Origin of the sequence: Azoarcus sp. L1K30 (assembly GCF_018122735.1) — a bacterium.
In the GTDB taxonomy this organism is placed as follows: domain Bacteria; phylum Pseudomonadota; class Gammaproteobacteria; order Burkholderiales; family Rhodocyclaceae; genus Parazoarcus.
This window is the reverse complement of record NZ_JAGRRD010000001.1, coordinates 381,662-401,789: the sequence shown is the minus strand read 5'-3', so window position 1 is coordinate 401,789 and position 20,128 is coordinate 381,662. Positions and strand designations below refer to the sequence as shown.

The 20,128-nt window shown below is 63.7% G+C and carries 14 protein-coding genes; 1 reads left to right on the top strand and 13 read right to left on the bottom strand.

What is annotated here, in order from left to right; genetic code table 11:
- Positions 1-2 precede the first annotated feature (2 nt).
- The 11 genes from infB to J5J83_RS01780 all read right to left on the bottom strand — a co-directional run bounded on the left by infB (position 3) and on the right by J5J83_RS01780 (position 11,858).
- Positions 3-2,918: a translation initiation factor IF-2 gene (gene infB / locus J5J83_RS01830; protein ID WP_212344584.1), complete on the bottom strand. Its 2,916-nt coding sequence runs from the start codon at positions 2,916-2,918 to the stop codon at positions 3-5.
- A 13-nt stretch (positions 2,919-2,931) separates the two neighbouring features.
- Positions 2,932-4,407 carry a transcription termination factor NusA gene (gene nusA, locus J5J83_RS01825; protein WP_212344580.1) on the bottom strand — a complete coding sequence of 492 codons (1,476 nt, stop codon included), beginning with the start codon at positions 4,405-4,407 and terminating at the stop codon, positions 2,932-2,934.
- 27 nt (positions 4,408-4,434) lie between these two features.
- Complete coding sequence (rimP, locus tag J5J83_RS01820; RefSeq protein ID WP_212344577.1) at positions 4,435-4,869, bottom strand: ribosome maturation factor RimP; 435 nt, start codon at positions 4,867-4,869, stop codon at positions 4,435-4,437.
- Between the two features lie 246 nt (positions 4,870-5,115).
- Positions 5,116-6,123, bottom strand: a complete 1,008-nt coding sequence (gene rluB / locus J5J83_RS01815; RefSeq protein ID WP_212344574.1) for a 23S rRNA pseudouridine(2605) synthase RluB — start codon at positions 6,121-6,123, stop codon at positions 5,116-5,118.
- On the bottom strand, positions 6,095-6,697 hold the full coding sequence (gene scpB, locus J5J83_RS01810; RefSeq protein WP_212344571.1) for an SMC-Scp complex subunit ScpB: 603 nt from the start codon (positions 6,695-6,697) through the stop codon (positions 6,095-6,097). The genes rluB and scpB overlap by 29 nt, the downstream gene beginning before the upstream one ends.
- Positions 6,675-7,505 carry a ScpA family protein gene (locus J5J83_RS01805; protein ID WP_212344560.1) on the bottom strand — a complete coding sequence of 277 codons (831 nt, stop codon included), beginning with the start codon at positions 7,503-7,505 and terminating at the stop codon, positions 6,675-6,677. Before J5J83_RS01805 ends, scpB begins: the two co-directional genes overlap by 23 nt.
- A 63-nt stretch (positions 7,506-7,568) precedes the next feature.
- Positions 7,569-8,771 carry a tryptophan--tRNA ligase gene (locus tag J5J83_RS01800; protein WP_212344557.1) on the bottom strand — a complete coding sequence of 401 codons (1,203 nt, stop codon included), beginning with the start codon at positions 8,769-8,771 and terminating at the stop codon, positions 7,569-7,571.
- 8 nt (positions 8,772-8,779) lie between these two features.
- Positions 8,780-9,439 carry a site-2 protease family protein gene (locus tag J5J83_RS01795; RefSeq protein WP_212344554.1) on the bottom strand — a complete coding sequence of 220 codons (660 nt, stop codon included), beginning with the start codon at positions 9,437-9,439 and terminating at the stop codon, positions 8,780-8,782.
- 42 nt (positions 9,440-9,481) lie between these two features.
- Positions 9,482-10,114 carry an L-threonylcarbamoyladenylate synthase gene (locus J5J83_RS01790; RefSeq protein ID WP_212344551.1) on the bottom strand — a complete coding sequence of 211 codons (633 nt, stop codon included), beginning with the start codon at positions 10,112-10,114 and terminating at the stop codon, positions 9,482-9,484.
- A gap of 23 nt (positions 10,115-10,137) precedes the next feature.
- Positions 10,138-10,968, bottom strand: coding sequence for a 3',5'-nucleoside bisphosphate phosphatase (locus J5J83_RS01785; RefSeq protein ID WP_212344548.1), 831 nt, complete (start codon positions 10,966-10,968; stop codon positions 10,138-10,140).
- A gap of 14 nt (positions 10,969-10,982) precedes the next feature.
- Complete coding sequence (locus J5J83_RS01780; RefSeq protein ID WP_212344545.1) at positions 10,983-11,858, bottom strand: alpha/beta hydrolase; 876 nt, start codon at positions 11,856-11,858, stop codon at positions 10,983-10,985.
- Positions 11,859-11,926: 68 nt separating this feature from the next.
- On the opposite strand from J5J83_RS01780, the gene J5J83_RS01775 reads away from it, so the two are divergent.
- Positions 11,927-15,205, top strand: a complete 3,279-nt coding sequence (locus J5J83_RS01775) for an EAL domain-containing protein (protein ID WP_212344544.1) — start codon at positions 11,927-11,929, stop codon at positions 15,203-15,205.
- A gap of 64 nt (positions 15,206-15,269) precedes the next feature.
- Here J5J83_RS01775 and clpB read toward each other — a convergent pair whose 3' ends face one another.
- A complete protein-coding gene (gene clpB / locus J5J83_RS01770; protein WP_212344541.1) occupies positions 15,270-17,852 on the bottom strand; it encodes an ATP-dependent chaperone ClpB in 2,583 nt (860 codons plus the stop codon).
- Between the two features lie 133 nt (positions 17,853-17,985).
- Positions 17,986-20,073 (bottom strand): ABC transporter ATP-binding protein, encoded by a 2,088-nt coding sequence (locus tag J5J83_RS01765; protein ID WP_212344538.1) that lies wholly within the window; start codon positions 20,071-20,073, stop codon positions 17,986-17,988.
- Positions 20,074-20,128: the final 55 nt, after the last annotated feature.

The following is a 20,128-nucleotide window of genomic DNA, read 5'->3' as shown; positions in this document are numbered from 1 at the left end:
TATCAGAGTGTCCGCGCCACTTCCTTGATCTCGAACACCTCGAGCTGGTCACCTTCATGGATATCGTTGTAGTTCTTGAGCTGGAGACCGCATTCGTATCCGAACTTGACCTCCTTGACGTCATCCTTGAACCGCTTGAGCGACTCGAGCTCGCCTGTCCACACCACCGTATGGTTGCGCAGCAGACGCACCGACGAACCGCGTTTGACCATGCCTTCGAGCACATAGCAACCGGCGACCGAGCCGACCCGGGAAATCGTGAACACCTGGCGAATCTCCACCAGGCCGATGATTTCCTCGCGCTTCTCCGGCGACAGCATGCCCGACAGTGCGGAGCGCACCTCATCCACGGCATCGTAGATGATGTTGTAGTAGCGGATATCGACCCCGAAGGTCTCCGCCAGCTTGCGCGCACCCGCATCGGCCCGGGTATTGAAGCCGATGATCACCGCACCCGACGCCTGCGCGAGGTTCACGTCCGACTCGGAGATCGCACCGACGGCAGCGTGGATGACGTTGACCCGGACTTCGTCGTTGGAAAGCTTGACCAGCGACTGCACCAGCGCTTCCTGCGAGCCCTGCACGTCGGCCTTGATGATGAGCGGCAGGCTCTTGACCTCCCCCTCGGACATCTGCTCGAACATGCTTTCGAGTTTCGCCGCCTGCTGCTTCGCCAATTTGACGTCGCGGAACTTGCCCTGACGGAAGAGTGCGATTTCACGCGCCTTCTTTTCGTCCGCGAGCACGATGGCCTCGTCACCCGCAGCAGGCACATCCGACAGACCGAGAATTTCGACCGGAATGGAAGGCCCGGCAGCGTCGATCGCCTTGCCATTTTCGTCGAGCATGGCGCGGATGCGGCCGAAGGTCGCGCCCACGAGCAGTACATCACCCTTGCGCAGCGTACCCGACTGAACCAGCAGCGAAGCGACCGGACCACGACCCTTGTCGAGTCGAGCCTCGACGATCAGACCCTTGGCCGGCGCCTCCACCGGGGCGGTCAGCTCGAGCACCTCGGCCTGCAGCAGCAAGGCTTCGAGCAGCGCATCGACACCGGCGCCACTCTTGGCGGAAACCGGCATGAACATGGTGTCGCCACCGTACTCTTCGGGAATCACGCTCTCGGCAACCAGCTCCTGCTTGACGCGCTCGAGGTTGGCCTCTGGCTTGTCCACCTTGGTGATCGCGACCACCATCGGCACATTCGCAGCCTTGGCATGGTGAATGGCTTCACGCGTCTGCGGCATCACGCCGTCATCGGCTGCCACCACCAGGATAACGATGTCGGTCGCCTTCGCACCGCGAGCACGCATGGCCGTGAAGGCTTCGTGACCCGGGGTATCGAGGAAGGTGATCATGCCGCGCTCGGTTTCCACATGGTAGGCACCGATGTGCTGGGTGATCCCGCCCGCCTCGCCGGCGGCCACCTTGGCGCGACGGATGTAATCGAGCAGAGAGGTCTTGCCGTGGTCGACGTGTCCCATCACGGTCACGACCGGCGCACGCGGCAGCACTTCGTAATCCTTGTGCTCGTCGGTGTCCTCGAGGAAGGCATCGGGATCGTCGAGCTTCGCGGCGACGGCCTGGTGACCCAGTTCCTCGACGATGATCATCGCCGTTTCCTGGTCCAGCACCTGGTTGATCGTGACCATCATACCCATCTTCATCAGGGCCTTGATGACCTCGGTCGCCTTGACCGCCATCTTGTGGGCCAGATCGGCCACCGAAATCGTCTCCGGCACGTGCACTTCGCGCACCACCGGCTCGACCGGCGCCTGGAAGGAGGTCTGGCGATCATCGTGCTGATGACGCCCGCGACCGCCGCCCTTGGCGCCGCGCCAAGCGTTGCCGGAGGTGGTCGCGCCAACCTCTCCACGCGTCTTCAACCCGCGACGCTTGCTGTTCTCCGCATCGCGGACAACGGGCGCACCGCGCTTGCCTGCGGCGTCCTTCGATTTCTCTTCCGATTTCGCCGGCTTGTGCAAGGTGCCCGACGTGGCCTTTGCCGGCTTCGCCGCAGCCGGACGTGCCGCCTCTTCTTTGGCCCTTTGCTCGGCTACGACACGCGCCTCCTCTTCGGCACGGCGCGCCTCTGCGGCGGCCTTGGCTGCGGCCTCACGCTCCTGACGGGCGCGCAGATCGGCCTGTTGACGCTCGACCAGTTCGCGGTGACGGCGGGCCTCGCGCTCACGGGCGGCGAGCTCCTCGTCACTGATGATCTGGCTGATGGGCACCGGCCGGCTGAGCGCGACCGTCGGCTTCACTGCCTGCTTGCCATCCCCGCCCTTACGCTGACGCGCGCCGGCATCGGGCTCGGCAGCTTCTGCCTCGCCCGTGACGGCAGGTTCCGGTTGCGCAGCGGCGGACACCGGCTCGGGCTCGGGCTCGGGTGCGACGACAGGCTCGGGCTCGACAACCGGCTCGGGCTCAGGTTCGGGCGCTGCAACCACCTCGGGTTCGGGTGCGGGCGCCGTCTCGACCACAGCGGGCGTCGGCTCGACAACCGGTTCATGCACCGCCTCGGCAGGCGCGGCCACCTGGGCTTCCACCGCTGCCACCGGCGCGTCTGCCGGCGCCGTAGCCACGGCGTCAACAGGCACCGCCTCGCCAGCGGGCGCATCGTCGCGCTTGATGAAAGTACGCTTCTTGCGGACCTCCACCTGCACCGTGCGCGCCCGACCGGTGGAGTCGGTGGCCCGGATCTCGGACGTCTGCTTGCGCGTCAGCGTGATCTTGCCCTTGGACTCGACATCGCCATGGGAGCGCCGAAGGTACTCAAGCAGGCGCGCCTTGTCCTGCTCGGTCAGCATATCGTTGGCACCGGACTTCTCGACACCGGCACTCTTCAACTGCTCGAGCAGCGCCGCCGCCGGCATTTTCAGTTCGCCGGCAAACTGGGTCACGCTCATCTGTTCCATTACAGCCCTCCCGTCATTCTTCGAACCAGTGGGCGCGCGCAACGGAAATCAGCGCCTTGGCTCTTTCGTCGTCAATCCCGGCCATTTCGACCAGCTCGTCGACCGCGAGGTCGGCAAGGTCGTCCCGGGTGCGAATCTCATGACTCGCCAGCGTAGCGGCAAGCGCCTTGTCCATGCCTTCGAGACCCAACAGATCGTCAGCGACGTTCTCCAGTTGTTCCTCGGTCACAATTGCTTCAGTGAGCAATACGTTGCGCGCACGGTTGCGCAACTCGTTCACCGTATCCTCATCGAAGGATTCGATCTCGAGCATCTCGGCGAGCGGCACGTAGGCCACTTCCTCGAGCGAAGAGAAGCCTTCATCGATCAGGATGTCGGCCACTTCCTCGTCGACATCGAGCTTGCTCATGAAGACCGAGCGCAAGCCGCCACGCTCCTCTTCGGACTTCGCTGCCGACTCCTGCTCGCTCATCAGGTTGATGGTCCAGCCGGTCAGCTCGGATGCCAGCTTGACGTTCTGCCCGTTACGTCCGATCGAGATGGCGAGATTATTCTCATCCACCACGACGTCCATCGCATGCGCTTCCTCGTCGACCACGATCGACACCACTTCAGCCGGCTGCAACGCAGCCACGACGAACTGGGCCGGATCCGCAGACCACACGATGATGTCGATCTGCTCGCCGCCGATCTCGTTGCGCACCGCCGTCACACGCGACCCGCGCAGACCGACGCAAGTACCGATCGGATCGATGCGCGGATCGTTCGACTTGACCGCCACCTTGGCACGCAGACCGGGGTCGCGCGCGCAGGCCTTCATTTCGAGCAGACCGTCCTCGATCTCGGGCACTTCGAGCTCGAACAGCTTCATCAGGAATTCGGGCGCGGTACGCGACAGGATCAACTGCGGGCCACGTGCGCCGCGGTCGATCTTGAGCAGATAGGCGCGAACCCGGTCGCCGACGCGCAGGTTCTCGCGCGGAATATGCTGGTCACGCGGCAATACGGCTTCCATGCGGCCGACTTCGATGATCGCGTTGCCCCGCTCCATACGCTTGATCGCACCGGAGACGAGGAATTCCTTGCGCTCGAGGAAGTCGTTGAGCACCTGCTCGCGCTCGGCATCACGAATCTTCTGCAGGATGACCTGCTTCGCAGCCTGGGCACCGATACGCCCGAAATCGATCGGCTCGAGCGCCTCCTCGATATAGTCGCCAACGGCAACGTCGGCTTTGACGTCGCGCGCATCGATGATGCCCATTTCGGCCTCATCGTTTGTGACATCCTCGTCGGGCATGACCAGCCAACGGCGGACCGATTCATAGTCCCCGGTCTCGCGATCGATGGTGACGACCACATCGGCGTCATCATGCACGCGCTTTTTGGTCGCGGAGGCAAGCGCCGACTCGAGCGCGCCGAACACGATGTCCTTGGCGACGTTCTTTTCGCGCGCCAGCGCATCTACAAGCAGCAGAATTTCGCGGCTCATTTCAGTAAAACCTCCACATCCAGAGTCTCAGAATTTCGGAACAAGACGTGCTTTTTCGACGTCGTCGAACGGCAGGAGCATTTCGCCCTTGTCTGTCGTGAGCACCACTGCACTATCACGAACACCTTGAAGCACGCCTACAAAATTTCGTTGATTGCCGATCGGCAGGGCGAGTCGCAACTGGATTTCATGCCCGGCAAAGCGCTCGAAATCAGCCAGTTTCTTCAACGGCCGATCCAGCCCGGGTGACGACACCTCGAGGCGGTCATAATCGACATTCTCGACCTCGAAAACCCGGGTCAGCTGGTTGCTGACAGTCGCACAATCGTCCACCGTGATACCGCGCTCGATATCGATGAACACTCGAAACAGGCGCCCCTTGGGCGACAGTTCGAGATCAACCAGCTCGTAACCGAGCCCATTGACGACTTCTTCAACCAGACGTGTCAGATCCACCCGCATACTCTCGTGCCATCCGCGACTACAAATAAAAAATGGGCAATAAGCCCATCCCTGTTGACCCCAACCGGAGAATCAGGCTTCCCTATTTTGGGGAAGACCCGTTAAAGCCTGCTGAGTATAGCGCGAAAAGCCCGCGACGGGCAAACCGGTACACCAAGAAACCGGCATGCCCGACGGGCTGCAGCGACCAACTCCACAGAATCCCCCGCCAGCATCAGCAGCAGGGGCACCAGACGAAAAGCGCGTTCAGGTACGAGGTGCGGTACGCCTGAGCTTCGGCGCCTGTGCCTTGCCCGCCGGCCCCTGGCGCGGCGTCGGTGGCGGCAGGCCAGCCAGCTTGCACACTTCCACCTCGGGCATTTCCATCCACATGCCACGCTTCAATCGCGAAGGCAGTTCGACCGGACCGTAGCGCACGCGTATCAGTCGGCTCACGGTCAGTCCGATGGCCTCGAACATGCGCCGCACCTCTCGATTGCGCCCCTCGGAGAGGGTGACGTGATACCAGTGATTGACGCCCTCGCCACCGGCTGCCTGAAGCGAATTGAAGCGTGCCGGCCCGTCGTCGAGCTCGATCCCGTCCACCAACTGCCTGGCCTGCTCCTCGGTGAGCTCCCCCAGCAGACGGACGGCGTACTGCCGGTCGATCTCGTAGCGCGGATGCATCAGCTTGTTGGCCAGATCGCCGTCGCTGGTGAACAGCAGCAGACCCGACGTATTGAAGTCCAGCCGGCCGACGGCCAGCCAGCGCCCCTTGCGCAGCACCGGCAGGCGCTCGAAGACGGTGGGACGGCCTTCAGGGTCGTCGCGCGACACGATTTCGCCTTCCGGCTTGTGATAGATAAGCACCCGTGGCGTCCGTTGCACGAAGCGCAGCGGAATCAGCTTACCGTTGAGTTTCACGCGGTCACCCGGCCCGATCTTCTGCCCGAGCGAGGCCGGCAGGCCGTTTACCGAGATTCGCCCGGCCACGACGAGCTCTTCGATTTCCCGGCGCGAGGCCACGCCGGCCTGGGCCAGCACCTTCTGCAGGCGTTCAGGTTCGGTGAACGTGGCTGGTGCCCCCTGCCCCGTGCCGCGGCGACGCTCTCGCCCCGGTCCTTCCAGCGTCATGCCCGCGGGCGTGCCGAGCGCCGACTTGTGCGCATCGGGCCGCATGGCCGGCGCGAAGTCGTCTTCGGCGTGCTCGCGCCGCTCGCCGCGACGCGGGCCGGCGCTGCCCGACTCAGTCGGTTTCTTGGTCGGCGGCCGCATCGGCCGCCTGGATTTGCGTGGTGTCGACAAGATCCATGATCCTTTCGATTTCGGTGAGAGCCGGCAGCTCGGTGAGACTGCGCAGGCCCATGTCATCCAGGAATCGTCTCGTGGTCGCGAACAAGGCCGGCCTGCCGGGCGTGTCGCGGTGACCGACGACGTCGATCCAGCCACGGGATTCCAGGGTCTTCAACACGCCGGGCGACACGGTGACACCGCGGATATCCTCGATGTCGCCGCGCGTCACCGGCTGGCGATAGGCAATGATTGCCAATGTTTCCATAACCGCACGCGAATACCGCGGCGGCTTTTCCTCCTTGAGCCGATCCAGGTAGACCTGAAACGCCGGGCGGGTCTGGAAACGCCAGCCACCCGCCAGCTGCACCAGCTCCACCCCCCGAGCAGCATCATCCCAGTCGGCACGCAACTCATCCACCAGGCGTCGCACCAGATCGGGCCCCGGATCCTCGTCGAACAGCCCGCGCAATGCGCTCACCGACAACGGTGCGGACGCAGCCAGCAACGCCGTTTCGATGATGCATTTGCACAGTTCAGGCGTTATCGCACGATCCATCAGCCAACTTCACGTAAATCGGCGCAAAGGCCTCGTTTTGCGTCACGTCGACCAGCCGTTCCTTGACCAGTTCGAGCACCGCCAGAAAGCTCACCACCACCCCTGCCGGCCCCAGATCGGGCTCGAACAGCGTATCGAAGACGACGAAGGTGCCGCCATCGAGCTTGCGCAAGATCGCCGTCATGTGCTCGCGCACCGAAAGCTGCTCACGACCCACCCGGTGATGCTGGTTCAGGCGCGCCTTCTTCATGATGCGCAGCCATGACAACTGCAGATCGTGCAGCGTTACATCGGGCAGGCGCTCGACCACCTTTTCGGCAACGAACACACTGACCCATTCGAAATCGCGCTCCACCCGCGGCATCGAATCGAGCCGTGCCGCTGCGAGCTTGGTCTGCTCGTATTCGAGCAAACGGCGCACCAGTTCGGCGCGCGGATCCGCCTCTTCGGCATCCTCCCGAGCTGGCCGCGGCAACAGCATGCGCGATTTGATCTCGAGCAGCATGGCGGCCATCAGCAGATAATCTGCCGCCAGATCGAGGTTACTGGCCCGCATTGCCTCGATGTACTGCAGATATTGCACCGTCAGCGGCGCCATCGGTATATCCAGAACGTCGAGATTTGCCCGGCGGATCAGGTACAGAAGAAGATCCAGCGGCCCCTCGAACGCATCGAGAATGATCTGCAGCGCGTCGGGCGGAATATACAGGTCTTTCGGCAGTTCGAGCATGGGCTCGCCGTAAAGACGTGCAATCGCCGCCTTGTCGTCGATGAATTCGACCGGCGCCAGCGCCAGCGGCAGGTTCATTTCAGCCTCCACTACTTGCACCCGTCCGCTTCCGCAAGCATGGGCAGCAACACTTCATCCCGCTCAGCCGTAACTCAGCCCCATGGCTTCACGTACGTCGCGCATCGTCTCCTGCGCCAGCTTGCGCGCGCGCTCGCATCCATCGGCGAGAATGTTGCGCACCAGCGCAGGGTCTTCTTCGTAAGGCCTGGCGCGTTCGCGCAGATCCGCCTGTTCTTCAATCACCGCATCGATGACCGGCTGCTTGCATTCGATGCAGCCGATACCCGCGCTGCGGCACCCGGTCTGCACCCATTCGCGGGTCCGATCATCCGAATAGACCAGGTGGAACTGCCACACCGGACACTTTTCCGGCGTCCCCGGATCCGTACGGCGCGCACGCGCCGGGTCGGTCTGCATGGTGCGGATCTTGCGAGCAATGCTGTCATCGTCCTCGCGCAGGAAAATCGTGTTGCTGCGCGACTTCGACATCTTCAGGCCATCCAGGCCCGGAATCCGCGGCGCGTCGGTCAACAGCGCATCCGGTTCGACCAGGATCATCTTGCCCTCACCCTCGAGATACCCGTACAGGCGCTCACGATCTCCGAGGCTCAGGTTCTGGGTTTCATCGAGCAGCGCTTTCGCCTGTTCGAGCGCATCCTCTTCCCCCTCCTGCTGAAAGCGGACGCGCAATTCAGCATACATGCGGGCGCGCTTGGCACCGAGTTTGCGCACTGCCTCCCGCGCCTTGTCCTCAAAATCCGGCTCGCGCCCATACAGGTGATTGAAGCGTCTGGCCACTTCGCGCGTCAACTCCACGTGCGGCACCTGGTCTTCACCCACCGGCACGCTGTCTGCCCGATAGACGAGGATGTCGGCGGCCTGCAGCAACGGGTAGCCGAGAAAACCATAGGTACCGAGATCCTTGCCCCCCTGACGTTCCTGCTGGTCCTTGAAGCTCGGCACGCGCTCGAGCCATCCCAGCGGACACATCATCGACAGCAGCAGATGCATCTCCGCATGCTCAGGCACGCGCGACTGGATGAACAGCGTGGCCTGTGACGGGTCCACGCCGGCTGCCAGCCAGTCGATGACCATCTCCCACACGTTTTCCTCGACCACCTGCGGCGTATCGTAAGCGGTCGTCAGCGCATGCCAGTCGGCCACGAAAAACAGGCAGGGGTGCATCTCCTGCAGCCTGACCCAATTCTTCAGCACGCCATGGTAATGGCCAAGGTGCAGACGTCCGGTCGGGCGCATGCCGGAGAGAACGCGTTCAGCGTACATGGTATGTCTCAGGGTCCGATAAACAGGGCGAGAAAGTAGCGAAAGACGGCAAGCAGGGGGCCGAGAATGGCACCAAGCGCACCGGTGAACAGCAACAGCAGCAGAATCGGAAAACCGTAGGGCTCGAGCCGCGAGAACTGCCAGGCCAGCCGGTTTGGCAGCAGGCTGACCGCAATCCGACCGCCATCCAGTGGCGGGATGGGCAGCAGGTTGAGCAGCATCAGGATGCCGTTGATCTGCATCCCGGCATCGGCCATTTTCATCATTGGAATGGTGTAGGCGCCGGGCGACAGGCTGATGGCGATCTTGAACAGGATAGCCCATCCGATCGCCATCAGCAGATTGACGAAGGGACCTGCCGCGGCAACCCACAACATGTCCGCCTTCGGCCTGCGCAAGCGGTTGAAGTCGACCGGTACCGGCTTGGCCCAACCAAAAAGAATGCCACTGCCGCCAAACAGCACGCTCAGGCCAAGGATGCCCGCGGGCAGCAGGATCGTGCCTACCGGGTCTATGTGGCGCAACGGATTGAGCGTGATGCGCCCGGCCAGATCGGCCGTCGGGTCACCGAAATACCGTGCCACATAGCCGTGCGCCGCCTCATGCAGGGTGATGGCGAGCAGCACCGGCAAGGCCCAGATAGCCAGGTTGGAGATCAGCGATTCCATGAGAGCGTAGGCACAAAGGCCTGCATTCTAGCAGAGGCCGCCCTAATCCTCCTCGATACCGAACGGGGCGAGCGCACCGCGACCCGCGCGCACCAGAGTGGGCGCACCACCGGTGAGATCGATCACGGTCGTGGCCTCGGGACCGCAGAATCCGGCTTCGATCACGAGATCTACCTGCTTCTCGAGGCGCTCACGAATCTCTTCGGCATCCGTAAGCGGCAGATCTTCGCCTGGCATGAGCAAGGTTGAAGACAGCAGCGGTTCGTCGAGTTCGTCGAGCAAGGCGGACACCACCACGTGCTCCGGCACGCGCAGGCCGATCGTCTTGCGCTTCGGGTGCAGCAGGCGTCGTGGCAACTCCCGCGTCCCTTCCAGGATGAAGGTATAGGGTCCGGGCGTGGTGGCCTTGAGCAAGCGGTACTGGCTGTTGTCCACCCGCGCATAGGTCGAGATCTCGGACAGATCGCGACACAGCAGGGTGAAATGATGTCGCTCGTCGACACCACGAATGCGCCGTATGCGCTCGAGCAGGGCGGCGTCGCCGGTGTGTCCGGCCAGCGCGTAGGCAGAATCGGTCGGAAAAACGACCAGTCCGCCGCCGCGGATGATCTCTGCGGCTTGCCGGATGAGTCGGGCCTGCGGCTGCTCGGGATGGAGCGAAAAAAATTGAGCCATATTCCTTTCTTGTTCTCAGTTGTTCAGCACAGACGAGACCACACCGGCGTCAGATCCGAGGGCAGCGGATTGCAGCATCCGAGGTCGACCGGACTCTCCTGCTCGCCATGAAAATCCGACGCCCGCGAAGCCAGCAATCCACGTTGACGGGCAATGGTGGCGAAACGACGCATTTCGTCCTCGGAATGCGCACCGGACACGACTTCGACGCCTTCACCACCGGCGGCGATGAAGCGATCGAACAGCAACGCCAGGTTTGCTGACGACAAGCGATATCTGGCCGGGTGGGCGATGACGGCAATGCCGCCGGCGGCACAAATCCACCCCGTCGCCTCCTCGATACTGGCCCATTCGTGTTCGACGAATCCCGGCTTGCCGCGTACGAGATAGTGATCGAACACCGTCCTGACGTCGGGCATGATCCCAGCTGCCACCAGGTGGCGGGCAAAGTGCGCGCGACTGACCAGTGCGGGATTGCGTGCAAACTGCCTCGCGCCGGCCAGTGCATCGTGAATGCCGACCATCTCCAGCGCCGCCGAGATGCGCAGCGCGCGCGCATCACGCCCGCTGCGGACCTGACGCAAGCCTGCAATCAGCACCGGGTGCGTGCGGTCGAAACCCAGCCCGACGATGTGGATCGTTTCACCACAAAAGGACGTCGAGATCTCCACCCCGTCGACAAAGCGAACCCCCAGCTCGGCCGCCACCCGACTGGCCTGCTCCAGCCCGCCGATCTCGTCGTGATCGGTCAGCGCAAGCAGCTCGACGCCATTGGCCGCGGCACGCCGCACCACGGCCTCGGGATCGAGCCAGCCGTCGGACACGGTGGAATGGCAGTGCAGGTCCGCATTCATCGAAGTTTCTCCCTTCATCCAGTAACAGACTGCAGGAACGCTTCAATGATTCCGGCGACGCGCTGGGGTTGATCGTGATGGACATTGTGTCCCGAATCGGCAACCCACTCCACGCGCACGTTGCGCAGGCAGGCCTTGGCGCCGGCATAGGTGTCGTCGTCCACACCGATGTGCTGGCGCAGCGACTGATCCTCGGGCTCCACCCACAACACCGGCGCAGCCACCCGGCGCCAGCATGCTTCCGCTTCCGCCCGCCGGTACAGTACGGGGTTGATGCGACGATGCGCGGGGTCGCCCGCGAGCCGGACCGCGCCAGTGCCGTCATCCTCGCCGAGGTGGCGGGCCAGCCAGCCCGCACGACCGGCGTCCAGCCGGGGATTATCCCGACGCAGGCGGGCGGCAAGCGCCGCGTAATCGTCGTAGGGGCGGAACTGTGCCGGCACGCGCAGATCGTGCAGCCACTTCTCGTAGCGCCCCGGCGCCTCCTCCGACGAGCGATCGGTCAAGCCGAACGCATCGAGCAACACCACCCGATCGACGCGTGCCGGGCGGATGCCGGCATACATCAGCGCCACATTGCCGCCCATGCTGTGCCCGATCAGCGTCGCCGCACCAGTTGGGAGCAACTGGTCGAGAATCGAATCGAGGTCGGCGAAGTAATCGGGAAACCAATACGCGTCCCCGCACCATTGGCTCAGACCGAATCCGCGCCAGTCCGGCGCGATGACGTGCCAGTCCTGCTCCAGTGCATCGACCACGAACTGGAATGATGCCGACACATCCATCCAGCCGTGCAGCAGAAACAGCACCGGACGCCCCTCCTCACCCCACTCCCGCAGGTGATAGCGCAGGCCGCGCACATCGAGAAACCGGCTTCGACTTGTTTTCATCGGTCGATGATAGCAAACCGGCGGCGCTCTTCGCGCAAGGCCATATCGCTTGGATATACTTCGGCCCCATGCACGCCAACCTGATCCGGCTCACCGCCCTCACACTTGCCTACACCCTCACCGGCTGGCTGGCGCTCCAACTCGCGGTCCCGCCGGGCTATGCCGCGCCATTCTTTCCCGCCGCCGGGATCGCGCTCACTGCGCTGCTGATTTTTGGCATCCGCTTGTGGCCGGCAGTGTTCATCGGGTCGCTACTGGTCAATATCGCTGCACTTGCACAGAGCAATGCTCCCGACACCGCGTGGTGGGGTTCTGCCATGGTCCCGGTGGGCGCCACGCTTCAGGCCCTGTTTGGCGCCTGGCTCGCGCAACGTTTGATTGGTTTTCCCAACGCGCTGGGCTCGCCGCGGCACATCCTGCGTTTCCTCGGCGTGGTGGCGCCGCTGAGTTGCCTGGTCAGTCCCAGCATCTCCATCCCCATCCTGCACCTGGCCGGCACCATCGCAACCGACGACCTCCCGTTCAACTGGTGGAACTGGTGGATCGGCGACACCGTCGGCGTCATCATCTCGGCGCCCCTGATGTTCGTCCTCTTCGGCCGCCCAGCCGAAGACTGGCGCCCACGCAGGCTCGGTGTCATCGTGCCGCTCACCCTTGCCATTGCGCTGCTCGCATTCGCCATTCACGCCGTCAGCAACTGGGAGGCTCTGCGGGTGCACACACAGTTCAACCGCGACGTCGAGCATGTTGCCAGCACGGTGCGCAAGCGGCTGGAGGTGCAAATCGACATGCTGCTGTCCATCGAACGCTTCATCGCGGTCAGCAGCGAGGTCACCAGCAGCGAATTCCACGATTTCGTCACACCATGGCTGGAGCGCTACCCGGGCACGCAGAACTTTGGCTGGAGCCCGCTCGTGCGCGATGCGGAAAGAAGCCAGTTCGAGAAACGGATTCAGCTCACCGAACACGCGGACTTCCGCATCCTTGGACGCGACGCCCGCGGGGAGACCTTTCCCGCGCCTTCGGCGGAAGAGTATTTTCCAATCACCTACGTCGAGCCTTTGGCGCTGAACAGGAAGGCACTGGGCCTCAACCCCGCCTCGCTGCCTGCAACGGCGAGTGCGATCGAGGCCACGCGACAAACAGGCTTTCCCGTAGCATCCGAGGCCATTCGTCTGGTTCAGGAACAACAGGTGCAGCGGGGCGTCGTCGTCTATCTCGCCACGTTCCGCAAGGCCGACGACGCAGGTCAGGTCGGCTCGCTTGTCGGTGTCGTCTCGGCCGCCTTCCGCATGGACGATTCGATGGCTTCGGCAGTCGAGCAGGCGCACGACATCGGCATCGAACTCTGTCTGATCGACTTGAACGCATCCCCAGCCAATCGCCGTCTGTCCGGCGCGGAAGGATGCGACACCGCCGATTGGCTGTTGCATCCCGTTCGACGCGCATTGCCCATCGTGTTTGCCAGTCGGCAATGGGAGCTGCGCCTGAACGCAACTCCCGGGTACATCGACGCGACGCGCAGCTGGGCAGCCTGGAGTACGGTGGCCGTCGGACTGCTGGCGGTGGGCATGCTCGGCGCCTTCCTGCTGATCACCACCGGCCACACCCGCCGCATTGCCGCGCTGGTCGAGCACCGCACCGCCGAACTGCAAAGTGCCACCGATCGTCTGCGCGGGCAGCAGGACGCGCTTGCCGAAGCTCAGCGCATTGCCCGGCTCGGTAGCTGGGAAATCGACCACAGTGGCACCCGGCTCAGTGTTTCGGACGAGCTCTACCAGATCCTCAAGCGCAAACCCGCGTCGCTGAATACGCTCGACGATCTGATCGGCAGCCTCTCGGAAACCGATCAGGGCCGCCTCAGGCGCGCCATCGCCCGCGTTTCCGAAGCCCCTGGACATGCCGCCTTCGACTGCAACCTGGTGGAGGCCGGATCGGGCATCGTCCAGATTCAGATCGAAAGCGAATGGCAGGATCATCGCCTCCACCGCATTCGCGGCACCGCACAGGACGTCAGTGCCCAGCGTGAGGCCGAAGCCCATATTCAGTATCTGGCACACTTCGATCCGCTCACCGGACTGCCCAATCGCAGCGCATGGACCAATCAGGCCCGTAACACGCTGATCGGCGCGCGCCGCCACGGCGAAATGCTTGCGATCCTGTTTCTGGATCTTGACAACTTCAAGACCATCAACGATTCATTGGGCCATCCGGTGGGCGACCGCATGCTGTCCGCCGTTGCACGCAGACTGAGCGGCTGTCTGCGCGAGGAAGATACGCTTGCCCGCGTCGGAGGCGATGAATTCGTTGCCATGCTGCCAAGGATCTCTTCACCCGACGATGCGGCGCTGGTTGCACGCAAGCTGATCGAAACGCTCGACGCGCCAATTCATATCGGCGAACACGAACTGTCGACCTCGGTCAGCATCGGCATTGCCATTTACCCTACCGACGGCGACGACATCGATACCTTGCTCAAGCACGCCGACACGGCGATGTACGGCGCCAAGGCAGCGGGACGCAACCAGTTCGAGTTCTTCGTGCAGGACATGAATGCGCGGGCATTCGAGCGGCTGATGCTGGAAAACGCCCTGCGCCGAGGCATCGAGCGCAACGAACTGGTGCTGCACTACCAGCCGCAGATCGATGCTGGCAGCGGCCGTATCAATGGTTGCGAGGCGTTGGTGCGCTGGAACCACCCCGATCTCGGACTGGTGCCGCCCGTGCAGTTCATCCCCATCGCCGAACACTCCGGCCTGATTCTGCCGTTGGGCAACTGGGTGCTGCATGAAGCCTGCCGCCAGCAGGCGCAATGGCAAAGGAGCGGACTCAGCGAGTTGCAGGTGGCCATCAATATTTCGGCACTCCAGTTCATCAAGGCCGATTTCGTCGACACCGTACGTCATGCGCTCGCCGAAACCGGCGCCAATCCCCACCGCATCGAACTCGAAATTACCGAGAGCGCGCTGATGCAGCCGGGCAATACGCTCACCGAACGCCTTCTGTGCCTGCGTGACATGGGGCTCACGCTCGCACTGGACGATTTCGGCACCGGCTACTCCTGTCTTGCCTATCTGAAACGCCTGCCGATCCGGCGCCTGAAGATCGACCGCTCTTTCGTCAAAGACCTGCCTGGCGACCAGGAAGACGCGGCGGTCACGTCGGCAACGTTGTCCCTGGCGCGCGATCTCGGCCTGGAAGTCGTTGCAGAAGGGGTCGAAACCATCGAGCAGCGCGATTATCTGCTCGAGCGTGGCTGCCACTCGCTGCAAGGTTTCCTGTTTTCCAGACCACTTACCACGGCGGATTTCGAAGCCTGGGTCGAGGCGCGCCAACAAACCGCGTAAAGACAAGGGCCTGCCGCCGGCGTTCCGGCGACAAGCCCTTGCACGACGCGGTCAGAAACAATGCTTAATGCATGCGCGAAAATGCGATATGCCCGTGTTCGAGGTCTGCCCGAATGCGATCGCCAGCACCGAAATGCCCTTCGAGAATCGCCTTCGCCAGCGGATTCTCGATCCGCTCCTGGATCGCACGCTTGAGCGGACGCGCACCGAACACCGGATCGAAGCCGGCCGAGGCGATGTCGGCCAGTGCGGCATCGCTGACCTCGAGCTTCATCTCCAGCCGGGCCAGACGCTTCTCGAGATACTGCAGCTGGATCTTCGCAATGCCGGCGATATTCTTTTCGTCGAGCGAGTGGAACACCACGACCTCGTCGATACGGTTGATGAACTCCGGACGGAAGAAGGTCTTCACCTCGGCCATCACCGCCAGCTTCACCACCCCGTAGTCGCTACCGGCCATCTGCTGGATCATCTGGCTGCCCAGATTCGAGGTCATCACGATCACGGTATTCTTGAAATCCACCGTGCGCCCCTGACCATCGGTCATGCGGCCGTCGTCGAGCACCTGCAGCAGCACGTTGAACACGTCCGGGTGCGCCTTCTCGACCTCGTCGAAGAGGATCACGCTATAGGGCTTGCGACGGACCTGTTCGGTCAGATATCCACCCTCCTCGTAGCCGACGTACCCCGGCGGCGCACCAATCAGACGCGCCACCGAATGCTTCTCCATGAACTCGCTCATGTCGATGCGGATCAGGTGCTCCTCGGAGTCGAACAGGAACTCGGCCAGGGTCTTGCACAGCTCGGTCTTGCCGACCCCGGTCGGACCGAGGAAGAGGAAGGAGCCGTAGGGCCGGTTCTCGTCGGCAAGACCGGCACGGGAGCGACGGATCGCATCCGACACCAGATGCACCGCCTCGTCCTGCCCCACCACGCGGGTGTGCAGGCGCTCTTCCATCTTGAGCAGCTTCTCGCGCTCGCCCTGCATCATCTTGCTCACCGGGATGCCAGTGGCGCGCGACACCACCTCGGCAATTTCCTCGGCGCCCACCTGCGTGCGCAGAAGCTTGTTCGGGGTCGCGGTCTCACCGGCCTGCTCGGCCATCTTCAGCTGGGCCTCGAGCTGCGGCAGCTTGCCGTACTGCAGCTCGGCCACCTTGTCGAGCTGACCCTTGCGCTGGAAATCGGCCATCTGGGCCCGCAACTGGTCGATCTCTTCCTTGATGTGCGCCGAGCCGGCTGCCTTCGACTTCTCGGCCTTCCACACCTCGTCCAGATCGTTGTATTCGCGCTGCAGCTTGGCGAGCTCGTCCTCGATGAGCTGCAGACGCTTCTTCGAGGCCTCGTCCTTTTCCTTCTTCACCGCCTCGCGTTCGATCTTGAGCTGAATCATGCGGCGATCGAGCCTGTCCATGACCTCCGGCTTGGAATCGATCTCCATCTTGATACGCGCACCGGCCTCGTCGATCAGGTCAATGGCCTTGTCGGGCAGGAAGCGGTCGGTGATGTAACGATGCGACAGCTCGGCCGCAGCGACGATGGCCGGGTCGGTGATATCCACCCCGTGGTGGATTTCGTACTTCTCCTGAAGACCGCGAAGGATGGCGATGGTAGCCTCGACCGTCGGCTCGTCGACCTGCACCTTCTGGAAGCGGCGCTCGAGCGCGGCGTCCTTCTCGATGTACTTGCGGTACTCGTCCAGCGTGGTGGCGCCGATGCAGTGCAGCTCTCCGCGCGCCAGTGCCGGCTTGAGCATGTTGCCTGCATCCATTGCACCTTCGGCCTTGCCCGCACCGACCATGGTGTGGATTTCGTCGATGAAGAGGATGACCTGCCCCTCCTCCTGGGCAATCTCCTTGAGCACGGCCTTCAGGCGCTCCTCGAACTCGCCGCGGTACTTGGCGCCGGCCAGCAATGCGGCCATGTCGAGCGAGAGCACCTTCTTGCCCTTGAGCGTCTCGGGCACTTCGCCATTGACGATACGCTGCGCCAGGCCTTCGACGATCGCGGTCTTGCCCACACCCGGCTCACCAATCAGCACCGGGTTGTTCTTGGTGCGGCGCTGCAGGATCTGAATCGCACGGCGGATCTCGTCGTCGCGTCCGATCACCGGATCGAGCTTGCCCGAGCGCGCACGTTCGGTCAGGTCGAGGCAATACTTGGCCAGCGACTCGCGCTGTGCCTCGGCATCCTGACTGCCGACGCTGGCCCCGCCGCGAACGGCCTCGATCGCAGCCTCGAGCGGCTTGCGCGAGAGGCCATGCTCCTTCATCAGACGGCCGGTCTCGCCCTTGTCGTCGCTCAGTACGAGCAGGAACATCTCGCTGGCGATGAACTGGTCTCCGCGCTTCTGCGCCTCCTTGTCCGTCAGATTGAGCAGGTTGCCGAGGTCGCGGCCCACCTGCACCTCGCCGCCATGGCCTTCGACCTTGGGCAGACGCTCCACGGCCTTTTGCAGGGCTACCTTGAGCGGCGGCACGTTGACGCCCGCGCGCTGCAGCAGCGATACCGTACCGCCGTCATCCTGGCTCAGCATGGCCAGCATCAGGTGCTGCGGCTCGATGAATTGTTGGTCATTGCCCAGGGCGATGCTCTGTGCATCGTTCAGTGCATGCTGGAATTTGGTCGTGAGCTTGTCGAAGCGCATGGCTGACATCCTTGATGAATTCGGGTTGTCTCCCATGTGGGGCGAAACACGTGCAGTTCAAGAGCGAAAACACGAAAGCCTGGGTCGATGCGCGACCGGATTACCCGGATCAGGCAATCGGCGCCCGCCGCGATCAATCCGGCCGACGCAGTCCCCGCGCAGACGCATCGGCCCAGTGGCAGCGCACCCTGTGCCCGCCCCCCATGCTCCGCTCAGCCGGATAGGAGACCCGGCAGATATCGCTGGCAAGCCCGCAACGCGGATGAAAGTGACAGCCCGCGGGCGGATCGAGCGGCGACGGCAGATCGCTTGCCACCGCGAGTGCGGGCAGGCTGTCACTGCTGCCCGCGCTGATCTTGGGCACGGCATCGAGCAATGCGCGGGTATAGGGATGCGCCGGTGCGCCGAGTACACGCGCTGCCGGACCATGCTCGACGATACGGCCGAGGTACATCACCGCCACCTCGTCGGCGAGATATTCGACCACCGCCAGATTGTGGGTGATGAACAGGTAGGCCAGCCCGCGTTCACGCTGCAGTTCGCGCATCAGGTTGAGCAGCTGCGCCTGCACCGACACGTCGAGCGCGCTGGTCGGCTCGTCGCAGACAATGACGTCGGGCGACACGGCGAGCGCGCGCGCAATGGCGATACGCTGGCGCTGACCGCCTGAAAACTCATGTGGATAGCGCCAGCGCATCGACGCCGACAGGCCGATACGCTCGAGCAGTGCATCCACGGTCCGGCGACGGGATGGACCGTCACCGGCCACGCCGAGACTGACCATGCCCTCCTCGATGATTTCGCCGACACGCAGACGCGGGTTGAGCGAGGCGAACGGGTCCTGAAACACCATCTGCACCGCGCGCCGCATCGGCATCAATGCCTCGCGCGTCAAGCCAGTCTGGTTTTCACCCTTGTAGAAAACCGCGCCTGCGGAAGCCGCGTTGAGTTGCAGAATGGCTTTGCCCACGGTGGTCTTGCCACAGCCGGATTCGCCCACCAGCGCGAGCGTGCGCCCGGCACCGAGGCGCAGACTGACGCCGTCGACCGCGCGCACCTGGCCCACGACCCGGCGCAACACGCCCTTGCGCACCGGAAAATGCACCGCCAGATCGCGCACCTCGATCAACGGCGTGCCGGCGCTGGCATCGGCCTGACCGAATGCCGCGCCGGACGTTCGATGCAGTGGACGCGGCACGCTGTCCGCATCGTACAGATGACATCGAACCGCCTGCGAACCGACCTGCTGCCACCTTGGCGACTCATCGTCGCAGCGATCGAAGGCCTGGGCGCAGCGCTCGGCAAAGCGACAGCCGGTAAAGGCCTGATCGAGTGCCGGCACGCTGCCGACGGGCGCATCGAGCATGCTGCCTCGCCGTGCGCCGTCGGGCAGGGCCGCGAACAACTTGCGCGCATAGGGATGCAGCGGCGTCTGGAAAAAGGCCTGGCGGGGGCCGGTCTCGACCAGTTCCCCCGCATACATGACACCAACGCCGTGCGCCATGCGTGCCACCACACCCAGGTCATGGGTGATCAGCAACATGGCCATGCCACGCTCGGCCTGCAAACCGGCCAGCAGGTCGAGCACCTGGGCCTGGATGGTCACATCGAGCGCAGTCGTCGGCTCGTCGGCAATCAGCAGCTCGGGGCGACCCGCCAGCGCCATGGCAATCATCACGCGCTGCTTCATGCCGCCGGAAAACTGGAAAGGGTAGTCGTCGAGCCGGCTGTCGGCGCCCGGGATGCCGACGGACTCCAGCAGCAGGCGCGCCTCGGCGCGCGCAGCCGCAGCCCCGAGCTTGCGATGCAACTGCAGCGCCTCGCAGATCTGGGCACCGACCGTCATCACCGGATTGAGACTGGTGGCCGGCTCCTGGAAGACCATCCCCACCCGTCCGCCGCGCACCGAGCGCATCCGGGTCTCGGGCAGACGCAGAATGTCGTCACCGCCCAGGCTCACCTCACCGCCTTCGATGACCGCCGCGTCTGGCAGGAGCCGATTGATGGCGAGCGCCGTCATCGACTTGCCACAGCCTGACTCGCCAAGCAGGGCGAAGGTCTCGCCTGCCGCAATCGAAAAGCTGACGCCATCGACCGGCCGCACCGCCCTGCCGCCTGAACGGATCACGACCTTCAAGCCCTCGACCCTGAGCAGCGGCCCGGCAGAAACCGGGCGCACGCCATCCTCCGTGTCGCCGGCTTCGAGCACCGTATCGATCATGCCAGCAAGGCCATCGGCAATCAGATATGAAAAGGGCCGCAGCTGCGGCCCGTCA

Excerpts from the sequence above, each read along its gene's own strand:
- J5J83_RS01765 (WP_212344538.1), bottom strand. The coding sequence starts at position 20,073 with ATGATCGATACGGTGCTCGAAGCCGGCGACACGGAGGATGGCGTGCGC.
- J5J83_RS01775 (WP_212344544.1), top strand. The coding sequence starts at position 11,927 with ATGCACGCCAACCTGATCCGGCTCACCGCCCTCACACTTGCCTACACC.
- J5J83_RS01805 (WP_212344560.1), bottom strand. The coding sequence starts at position 7,505 with ATGAACCTGCCGCTGGCGCTGGCGCCGGTCGAATTCATCGACGACAAG.
- J5J83_RS01790 (WP_212344551.1), bottom strand. The coding sequence starts at position 10,114 with ATGGCTCAATTTTTTTCGCTCCATCCCGAGCAGCCGCAGGCCCGACTC.
- J5J83_RS01800 (WP_212344557.1), bottom strand. The coding sequence starts at position 8,771 with ATGTACGCTGAACGCGTTCTCTCCGGCATGCGCCCGACCGGACGTCTG.
- scpB (WP_212344571.1), bottom strand. The coding sequence starts at position 6,697 with ATGGATCGTGCGATAACGCCTGAACTGTGCAAATGCATCATCGAAACG.
- J5J83_RS01785 (WP_212344548.1), bottom strand. The coding sequence starts at position 10,968 with ATGAATGCGGACCTGCACTGCCATTCCACCGTGTCCGACGGCTGGCTC.
- rluB (WP_212344574.1), bottom strand. The coding sequence starts at position 6,123 with ATGCGGCCGCCGACCAAGAAACCGACTGAGTCGGGCAGCGCCGGCCCG.
- rimP (WP_212344577.1), bottom strand. The coding sequence starts at position 4,869 with ATGCGGGTGGATCTGACACGTCTGGTTGAAGAAGTCGTCAATGGGCTC.
- nusA (WP_212344580.1), bottom strand. The coding sequence starts at position 4,407 with ATGAGCCGCGAAATTCTGCTGCTTGTAGATGCGCTGGCGCGCGAAAAG.
- infB (WP_212344584.1), bottom strand. The coding sequence starts at position 2,918 with ATGGAACAGATGAGCGTGACCCAGTTTGCCGGCGAACTGAAAATGCCG.
- J5J83_RS01780 (WP_212344545.1), bottom strand. The coding sequence starts at position 11,858 with ATGAAAACAAGTCGAAGCCGGTTTCTCGATGTGCGCGGCCTGCGCTAT.
- J5J83_RS01795 (WP_212344554.1), bottom strand. The coding sequence starts at position 9,439 with ATGGAATCGCTGATCTCCAACCTGGCTATCTGGGCCTTGCCGGTGCTG.
- clpB (WP_212344541.1), bottom strand. The coding sequence starts at position 17,852 with ATGCGCTTCGACAAGCTCACGACCAAATTCCAGCATGCACTGAACGAT.